Origin of the sequence: Pseudomonas lurida, from assembly GCF_013522705.1 — a bacterium.
Lineage (GTDB): Bacteria > Pseudomonadota > Gammaproteobacteria > Pseudomonadales > Pseudomonadaceae > Aquipseudomonas > Aquipseudomonas quebecensis.
Map to the genome: position 1 here is coordinate 1 of NZ_JAAMRE010000051.1, position 8412 is coordinate 8412.

Consider the following 8412-nt stretch of genomic DNA (forward strand, 5'->3'; position numbering starts at 1 on the left):
GGTGGGGGCTGGAGGGTGAGGCGGTGGGGTGCGACGGAAGGACGCGGTGAGGGGGCTTTCGGCCAAAAGCGGACCGCCGGCGCGGTTCTGTTTCAGCCCGATAGTCAAGGCTCACAGCATGCGACTGTATATCTAAAGTCATTCTGGCTTATTGCTTACACCTATATCCCTATAGGCCCCTTCTCGCGGTCCAGTTCACTGGGGGGTATTGAAGACCCTCTAAGCCCAGCGGGAGCATGCTCCCTCGCCACAGGGGAACATTAAAGTCATAAGACTTGTATTGGCCGCTGGGTAATTGGCATAGTGCTGCCACTCCCCAACTGACCCGGCGCCAAGGACTAAGTCAGCCAGAAGCTGACGGAAGTTCAGGGCCTTGCCAGGTTGCTTGTTCCAAGGATCTGGACATTTAACCCATGAAAACATACGCAGCGCTGGCCCTTGCGCTCACCACCCTGTGCAGCCCCGTCCACGCGGCGAGCTGGCAGATTTGCCGGCTGGACGTGCAGATCGTCAACGTCTTGAAACAACCGTACCCGCAGCTGCAGGGGCGGATCCTCAAGGTCGCCCCGACCACCCCCACCACGCAATGTCCCCAGCAAGGCTCGACGCTCACCTTCACCCCGGAAACCACCGATTACCAGAACACCCTCCCGCGTCGGCAATGGCCTCGAAAAGGCCAGTCGGTGCAGATTGACTATCGGTATCTGGATGGAATTTGCAAGGGCGATGGCCACCCGCATCCGTGTCGCATCGAGCACTACCCACTCATGGGGCGCTAATCGGGCGTCACTCGCTCACGCAACCTTCGCAGCAACCCATCGCATGGATATGCCCAGCGCTCCTTCGCGCGGAATGCGTGGCGCTGTAGCATCATGAATTCTGGCAGCAATCCAGCTCTAAGGACGATTGATGGCTATTAACTTTGAACCCAATATAGGGCAGATCTTGGAGTGTAATTACGGCGACTATCAGTACGATGAAAACGCCATGGCTATCACTAGAGGGACTCAAGCGTACTGGCTGCCTATCAGCCATTCCAGCTCGGCCTTTCCAATCAGAAAGTCAGTTAGCGGCCAATAGCAGCCACTCGTAAACGGTAGTCCCGCATCGCATCAGGCAACCGTCGATCAATCTCGCGGAGTCTGGACGTTCGAATTTTCAATGCTCGCGAGAAAATTGCAGGTATCCCGATTAGAACGCAGACAAACCACGCGGCAAGCTGGTGGCGCTGTTGCAACAAGTTGCCGCATCTTTTCTCGAGCTGATTTTTTCGTCCGCCACATGAATCTAAAAAACTCCGGCAGGTTCATCAGCAGTTCGGGGCAGTTCTCAGGCAAGTCAGGCCGAGACTGACCGCGTTGGAGCAGGGTTCTGCGCAGTACGCGTAAGAATCGAAGCGTCGCCGAACGATCAATCCATATCAAGAGGTCTGCACGGGCCAGCCGGTTGTCCCAAGTGGCTGAATGGCCGCCTTCGAATATCCAACAATCTCGGGCCTCTACATCGAGACAAAGCTGTGTCTTCTCGTCCGGACTTCGCTCGATCCACCCTGGCTGCCAGTGAATAGTGTCGATATGAATGACCGGCAAACCTGTGCGCTGACCAAGCTCACGCGCCAAAGTGCTTTTGCCTGACCCAGGTTGACCAACAATCATCACCCGTTGCATCGAAGCTCCTTCTCACTATGCCAGCTGATTTTCCGGGGCGGCGATTTTACGTCAAGACCGATCTCGGTCAACAAAAAGCGGTCAGTATGACAGGCAGCTTCTGGCCGATTTCTGCCTGTCGTAGCGGGCAGTGATCGGCCAGAACCGGATGTTTAAAGCTGGGGCAATGAACTCGTCGAATTTCTTCCCGCTTTAAGAGTTTGCCGACGCGCTTTTACACACTCTGGGCTGGCAAGTAGAGTTAGGAAATCAACTCGTCCCTTTTTATAAAGTAGGTGCAAATGTTGGCTCCCTTCGTTCTCCAGGACTTTGATGTTGGATGGGTCGCCACCGACGCCGTCGGGCAGGTTGCGCTCTTCACTACGGGGGGGCCGGGGCCGGTTCCTGATTCCGCAATGCCCTCCGTCGAAAACTCCGAAGAATTTGTCCTTTCATTGCCGGAGGTGTCCGATGTAGATCGGGTCACTGCCAGGGCTGGCGTAAACGCTTTCGTTGAATTTGCCAAACGTGGGTTCTTCGCGTACGACTGGTCAGACGGTCATCGCGATTCACGCCAGGCCTTGAGGGGGTATGAGCTGCAATGCCGCCCACTGAATCCACTGACACTTTTCGATTTGCCTGCCCCGTTACGGGCATTAGCTGAGGCTACTCGGCTATCTGATGTAACCTTCGGAGCACCCATCATAGTGATAGGTGATCAGGTTTCTTAGCCTTCATTCGGCGATTCGGAGCCGCTTTTTTGGGCCGGAAGCTTTCAGTTGCGTACCGCAGCTCCCGGCCAATAGCTGCGCTTCGCGATTGACGACTTTCGACCCTAAGCAGACGGTACCCACTTAGTGTCAGCTAAGCTGAAAATTTGCCGCTCAGAAGAACTGCCAAGCTCTCCGAAGATAAGCTCCACTTTAGTTGTTGGCTTTTGTAGAAAATCCAGGTTTTGGATATGCGGAAGGATGACGGCCAATAGCTGTTTTGCATCCAAGCCTCGAAATATAGCCTCACAGTCGCCGCCATCGATTGCCATGTCATCGCTATCGAATTGACCTACGCCACTCCGAGCAAGCTGTGGCTTGAGTTCTTCAATAACGTTGCACCACGGGACAATGTCCTCGATGGAATGAGTGAAATGAAGGATCAGATGTTGCATCGGTTATTCCTGAAGTTCTGATGGTGATAGGAGCGCTGGCTATTTTCTTTCCTTTAACGTTTCGCCGGTGGAAACTCCTATTTCGAGGACTTTCATCCTTCATAGCGAGGCTTGCTTAAGCCTAGCTTGATTCCTCAATCACGGGCTGCTGCTTTCGAACTGAAGACGCCCATGCGACTCACATCATGCAGCTAAGCAACGGCTGACTCCGGCAGCTATTGGCCGGAAGCAGCCAATCACACCTCGGATTAAGTCAGGTTAGAAGCAAATCTATTTATTCCCAAAAGAAAACCGCCGAGTCTTCATAAAATAAGTCGCGAAGACTCAGCGTTCTATCGAGCCTATAGTTACCTGCCTGCTCCAGCCCCCTCCCGCGCCATCAATTTATCGACCAACAACACCCCCAGTTCACTCAGCTGATGAATCGCCAACGCCACATCCCGCTGCTTTCCTGTCAATTCATCCGACAGGTCAAGCAGCAATGCTGTGACCGACGAAAAGGTTTCATAGCTATTGACGAGCAGCACTTCGCTGCTGGCATCGTCAGCAACGTTGAATAGCGTGGTCGAAGGTGGAGGAGGCGGTTGTGGCGGTTCGGCGCCCGCGTTGAGGTAGTGATCAATTGCACGATGCGCCGCCTGATTCAGTTTCAGGTCAGGACTGTTCGGAGGGTTAGGCGTGACTTTGTACATAACGGAATTTCCCTGTCAGGGCCGACACCGTTTCGCTACTAAACGAAAGGGTGGCAGCTGTACGCAGGTTAGTAGACCGGGGAATTCCGCAAAGCCGGCGCACCCGAAGGTGCCCTGCGCACAGCCACCATCAAGCACAGACCGGAAGTCTGGTGGATGAAGCTTGTGCACTAAGCGAAATTCGACCACGGGCTACTAAACCCGATCACTGAGTTGTCAGCGACCGGGCCACCTTAGAGACGCTCACTCAAGCGCACAAGCCGGCGGATTCTGACGCAACTGTAGGCAACGGAGCAAGGCGCACAGGCTGCTTGTAGGACTTGTACCGGTGATGCAGCACGCCAGGGGCCGTCATGTATCTCGCGTCGCAAGCTTCACGCCCTGATGGGGTCAAACATGAATTCATGCAACGCCCAGGCAAGCGCTTGGACTCTCACACAGGGTGCCGAACTCGGTTGGTATCTCTTGATGGCGGACACCCAAACTGACGGCTGTATTCCCGGCTGAATTGCGAAGGGCTTTCGTAGCCTACTCGATAGCAGGCACTCGCCACATCCAGCCCTTCGCCGGGCAACAGGCGGCGGGCTTCCTGCAGGCGCAGTTGTTTTTGATACTGCAGCGGACTCATGGCCGTCACTGCCTTGAAACGATGATGCAATGTAGAACTGCCCAGATTGGCTATGCCATTGAACAGCCCGACGATGTGGATGTAAGTGAGATTGTGGTGCGTCCCACCGCCAGCCCACACTGATCAGCGTTGGTAGCAAGGTATACCTGGGTTCGGAGGCAGTTGCCCATGAGCGGCTGCCCTCGGCTCAGCGCGTGTAAAAAAACCGGAACTTCTGAACGCTGTGTAAAACTATTATCTCAATGGAGGTGGACCCCATAAGCGTCCTGACTCGTTTCCCTGATGACACCGCCCACACCACTCGCGAGCAAGCACATGATCGATGGTTCCGCTGTCTTGACAGTCTTTTTGGTTTACCTGGCCGGTGTCGTTACCCCCGGCCCAAATTTCGTCGCAGTGGTCCATAAAGCGGTGGCTACTACACGGTCAGAAGCGCTGGCCCTGGTAGCGGGTATCGTAGTGGTCAACTTGTTCTGGTCTACCTGTGCAATCGCGGGTCTGGGGATTGTATTTGCTGCGTTCCCTTGGGCTGCCTTTGTTGTAAAGGTTCTAGGGGCCGCCTACCTCATGTGGTTTGGGCTTCGACTGCTGATCAACGCGGGGAAGAATGCACTTGGCGCGCTAAATGATGCCGTTGCCGGTAGTCACCGGCAGTCTTTTATTCAGGGGGTGATTACTAACATTGGCAACCCCAAGTCCATGGCCTTCTACGCCGCTGTCTTTTCTGCCGCCGCCCCCGCCCATGTTTCGCCAGCCACGTTTTTTTCGATGTTGGCAGTTGTGGTAGTGGTTTCAATGACCTGGTATGGAATGGTCGCAATCGCGCTTTCGCACCCTAAGATTGCTTCGGGGTATCAACGGCGGAAAAAAATAATTGATCGACTATGCGGTGGTTTGATTTTGTCTCTGGGGGTCCGCCAGTTGGTTTAGCTTCGAACCAATTGGCTTGCACTGCCCAAATTTATTAGCTATGCGCCTTCGCTGTGGATTTAAGCTGAACGCATGAAGGGCGTTCGAGCGGGAGCAGGTGCGGGACTAGGAAGTTACTTACAAGTTCCTACTTTTGCGAATGACAGACCTGTCCTTCCGGATTTTAGGAAGTGCATGGCTGTTCTTCGTTAATAAATCGTGCAAGGGTGGTGGCGTGATTCTAATGGTGGATTTATCTGAAAATATTTAATTATTATTAAGTCTGAGGTGGCGGTCATGATGAGCTTGAATGCATTGCCAGGAATTATAAGGGGCAGGAGCTGTTACTTGTTTTTTTGGGTGTTTTTTGCCAGTGGCTCTATTGCGCAAGAAAGGTCCATCACAAAGATTAAGGCCCCCAATCCCATACTGGTATTATCCAATTCCGATACTGTAGCAGGCGTTGGATTCGCGAGATTGCATGTGTTTACTGCAGATATACCTGCCGCCGTCTTCGCTGATCAAAAGTAACTAATGGAAATCCAGTGGAGCACAACCTACTATCCTCAAGGGTTCGGGGAGGAAGTTAAATTGTGCTACACGCGGCCTTACAGCGCTGAGGAGAGCTGTAGAGCAATTTATCCTAATTCATCCGGAACGCTTTTTGACTTTAATGCTCAAGCTTTCGATCATGGTGCCTATGTCACTATCTATCACAGGGTGTATGGCGGTACACCGCGTTATATACAGCCTGCTGGTGTCGACTCAGTGACATTTCGGTACAGGTAGTGATCAAGCGATGATGGATTCGCCGCTTTTCACTTAAGAGAGTTCCTCCCTTAAAAAACAAAGTGGATGTAGCCGTTACTGTCTTCTTACACGGAGTACGTGCTCATGGTCATTCTCAATGCTTCTTCCTCGTCGTCTTACAGTCCTTTGGTACATAGTTCTACCAGCGCTACGACGTTGGCGGCAGCGTCACCAAATGATGAGAAGCAAACCATGGTCACCTCTCACGGCAGCGTTACTTCCAGTTCCGTCTCGATCCTGGCTCGTCAGTTAAGTGAGGCGGCAACGCGTGCACACACTCGTGGTGATCAGAATAACGACGTTTTGCTCGGCCCGATCGTCAGCGAGCAGTATCTCGTCAAAAAAGCACAGCACGATGCGGAGGTTCCCGATACCGATAACCCGGAACTTCTGGCACGCGCTCGCCAAGCGACAGGCTTCGCCAACGGATCTGATACCAACCCATTCAAAGGCATCGCACGCGATCAACTGATCCTGATTGCCCACGATGACGGCGGCCCCTTCACCGTTAACGAGCGACGCGCTGCTTGGGATGAGCTGCAATCAATCGCGCCATCGGCCGCTGTCGTTAAGAAGTCAACGCCCGCCAGCGAGCGCGAGCTCATGATTAAGCGTTTGTTTGGTACCCCATACGAGCCGCCTGTGGCTAAGCCCCCCCATACCAGTGAAAACGGTGCTCAAAACGCCAACCTTTTTCTTAATCATAACGATCGAGCCCTGTTTGCGGATATGTATGCCTATGCACAGGCGGAGGGGGTGGACCTGAGCTACGTTGATCGATTGGCCGGGATTCTCGGTACTTATCGTCACTTCAGCGACGGTCGTCAATTAATGGATGGCCCCAGCTACGATGCGCAGGGCTATCGGGTGATCTTCGACTTCAAAGAGGAAGATAAAGCCATTGCCGCACGCATCCTGAATGGTTCAGCGATCAACAGTACCCGCATCGATCCAGGCTTTTTGCGCCATATCCTGCGACCCGAACAAGGTGCGTTTTCCAATATAGGCGGCATACCGTTCTTGGAGAAAATGGTGAACAAATTCTCCAGTGAGGGTGACCTGCAACCGCCGTTGGGCAACGAGTTCGCCACCTTCGACAGAAACATCAGAATCGAGGACTACATCGTCCGAACTACGGACAAATCTGACAGGCTGCCACCTTCCCAAGCCCTCAGCGGCTGCGTCAATGGTGTATGGACCCTTACAGACAAAGGTAAGGCCGAAGGCTATACGATAGACCCGGTTACTGGCCACATGAGCCAGCCAGGGCCGCCGTCTGACGATCAGTCAGTGCAGTTGGATGCCTCCGTCGGTGAAGCGACCCGGCATAGCGTCCTTGAAGCTCTCGCAGATACGCGCGGCAACACTGCGACACGATGGACTTGGGCAGGACATCTTTTCAAGTTAATGAGACATCTCAAACCCTGAGTACATGTCCACCCTGACCAGAACAGCCCATCGCCCCGCACATTGGCCTGCTGAGCCTCAAGGCCTGCGGCGTACCGTCATGGGCTTCAACGGATTGGGTTAAAAATGAGCCCATACAACGCAGGCTACAAAAAAACTGCCCACCTGAGATATCCAACGTCGTCCGATCAGCCCAGGCCATGTCATCGGACAGGGTCGCGGCAACCGCAGCGCCTATATCATCCTGCAGGCCAACGCGGCCCAGAGCGATACGGCAGGCGAGTGGTGGCCCGGCGGTCGTTTTTCCGCGATCCAGCTTGGTATTGCGCAACATCACCCCATAACTACCCCATATCCACCAAGCGCAAGGACACACCATGACCAATCCAACCGAAACCGCCATCCTCGCCGGCGGCTGCTTCTGGGGCATGCAGGACCTGCTGCGACGCTACCCCGGCGTGCTGCACACGCGCGTCGGCTACACCGGCGGCGATGTGCCGAATGCCACCTACCGCAACCATGGCAACCATGCCGAAGCGATTGAAATCGTGTTTGACCCGGCGGTGATCACCTACCGACAGATTCTTGAGTTCTTTTTCCAGATCCATGACCCCAGCACGCCGAACCGGCAGGGCAATGATCTGGGGCCAAGCTATCGTTCGGCGATTTACTACCTGAGCGAGCAGCAACGGGAGATTGCCGAAGACACCGCGGCTGACGTGGATGCCTCCAAGCTGTGGCCGGGGCCTGTGGTCACGCAGATAGAGCCCGCCCGCGAGTTCTGGGAGGCGGAACCGGAGCATCAGGATTACCTGGAGCGCATACCCAATGGGTATACGTGCCACTTCATCCGGCCAAATTGGACGTTGCCCAAGCGGGGCTAAGCGTGAGTAGCGCTGGGGAGAGGCCGCGAACTCTGTGGTGAGCAGGCTTGTCCTGCGCTGGGCTGCGAAGCGGCCCCACACCCAGGCACCTCGGAGTGTCAGCTGAAATCACATCGCCTGGAATGGGGCTGCTGCGCAGCCCAACGCGGGGCAAGCCCGCTCATACATGGACGCCCCCAGTATGCCAAGCACTCAATTCGTGAAAACACAGACGGGATAAGGTTGCAGCCATACATCCGGACTTTAAGTGAGGCGGTGCCTCTGTCCCTGA

7 protein-coding genes and 3 pseudogenes are annotated in these 8412 nt (G+C 54.5%); 5 read left to right on the plus strand and 5 right to left on the minus strand.

The window, feature by feature from the left end; translation table 11 throughout:
- Window positions 1-413 precede the first annotated feature (413 nt).
- Window positions 414-779 (plus strand): hypothetical protein, encoded by a 366-nt coding sequence (locus G7025_RS26345; RefSeq protein ID WP_181081917.1) that lies wholly within the window; start codon window positions 414-416, stop codon window positions 777-779.
- 348 nt (window positions 780-1127) lie between these two features.
- Here the strand turns inward: G7025_RS26345 and G7025_RS26350 are convergent, their stop codons facing one another.
- The 4 genes and pseudogenes from G7025_RS26350 to G7025_RS26365 form a co-directional block, all read right to left on the minus strand.
- Window positions 1128-1667 (minus strand): AAA family ATPase, encoded by a 540-nt coding sequence (locus G7025_RS26350; protein WP_080758713.1) that lies wholly within the window; start codon window positions 1665-1667, stop codon window positions 1128-1130.
- Between the two features lie 814 nt (window positions 1668-2481).
- A complete protein-coding gene (locus G7025_RS26355; RefSeq protein ID WP_181081918.1) occupies window positions 2482-2811 on the minus strand; it encodes a hypothetical protein in 330 nt (109 codons plus the stop codon).
- Between the two features lie 347 nt (window positions 2812-3158).
- Complete coding sequence (locus G7025_RS26360; RefSeq protein ID WP_181081919.1) at window positions 3159-3503, minus strand: DUF6124 family protein; 345 nt, start codon at window positions 3501-3503, stop codon at window positions 3159-3161.
- Between the two features lie 433 nt (window positions 3504-3936).
- A pseudogene (locus G7025_RS26365) lies at window positions 3937-4185 on the minus strand (helix-turn-helix domain-containing protein); the annotation flags it as partial.
- Between G7025_RS26365 and G7025_RS26370 the strand changes: the two are divergent.
- The 3 genes and pseudogenes from G7025_RS26370 to G7025_RS26380 form a co-directional block, all read left to right on the plus strand.
- Window positions 4177-4254, plus strand: a pseudogene (locus G7025_RS26370) (oxidoreductase); the annotation flags it as partial. The pseudogenes G7025_RS26365 and G7025_RS26370 sit on opposite strands and share 9 nt — an antisense overlap.
- 192 nt (window positions 4255-4446) lie before the next feature.
- A complete protein-coding gene (locus tag G7025_RS26375) occupies window positions 4447-5061 on the plus strand; it encodes a LysE family translocator (RefSeq protein ID WP_181081920.1) in 615 nt (204 codons plus the stop codon).
- A gap of 873 nt (window positions 5062-5934) precedes the next feature.
- A complete protein-coding gene (locus G7025_RS26380) occupies window positions 5935-7278 on the plus strand; it encodes a hypothetical protein (RefSeq protein WP_181081921.1) in 1344 nt (447 codons plus the stop codon).
- 136 nt (window positions 7279-7414) lie between these two features.
- On the opposite strand, the pseudogene G7025_RS26385 reads toward G7025_RS26380, so the two are convergent.
- A pseudogene (locus tag G7025_RS26385) lies at window positions 7415-7528 on the minus strand (3-oxoacyl-ACP reductase); the annotation flags it as partial.
- Window positions 7529-7634: 106 nt separating this feature from the next.
- Between G7025_RS26385 and msrA the strand changes: the two are divergent.
- Window positions 7635-8141, plus strand: coding sequence for a peptide-methionine (S)-S-oxide reductase MsrA (gene msrA, locus G7025_RS26390; protein WP_181081922.1), 507 nt, complete (start codon window positions 7635-7637; stop codon window positions 8139-8141).
- Window positions 8142-8412: the final 271 nt, after the last annotated feature.

What these genes read in the sequence shown, in the direction of transcription:
- G7025_RS26345 (WP_181081917.1), top strand. Translation starts at nt 414, where the DNA reads ATGAAAACATACGCAGCGCTGGCCCTTGCGCTCACCACCCTGTGCAGC.
- G7025_RS26350 (WP_080758713.1), bottom strand. Translation starts at nt 1,667, where the DNA reads ATGCAACGGGTGATGATTGTTGGTCAACCTGGGTCAGGCAAAAGCACT.
- G7025_RS26355 (WP_181081918.1), bottom strand. Translation starts at nt 2,811, where the DNA reads ATGCAACATCTGATCCTTCATTTCACTCATTCCATCGAGGACATTGTC.
- G7025_RS26360 (WP_181081919.1), bottom strand. Translation starts at nt 3,503, where the DNA reads ATGTACAAAGTCACGCCTAACCCTCCGAACAGTCCTGACCTGAAACTG.
- G7025_RS26375 (WP_181081920.1), top strand. Translation starts at nt 4,447, where the DNA reads ATGATCGATGGTTCCGCTGTCTTGACAGTCTTTTTGGTTTACCTGGCC.
- G7025_RS26380 (WP_181081921.1), top strand. Translation starts at nt 5,935, where the DNA reads ATGGTCATTCTCAATGCTTCTTCCTCGTCGTCTTACAGTCCTTTGGTA.
- msrA (WP_181081922.1), top strand. Translation starts at nt 7,635, where the DNA reads ATGACCAATCCAACCGAAACCGCCATCCTCGCCGGCGGCTGCTTCTGG.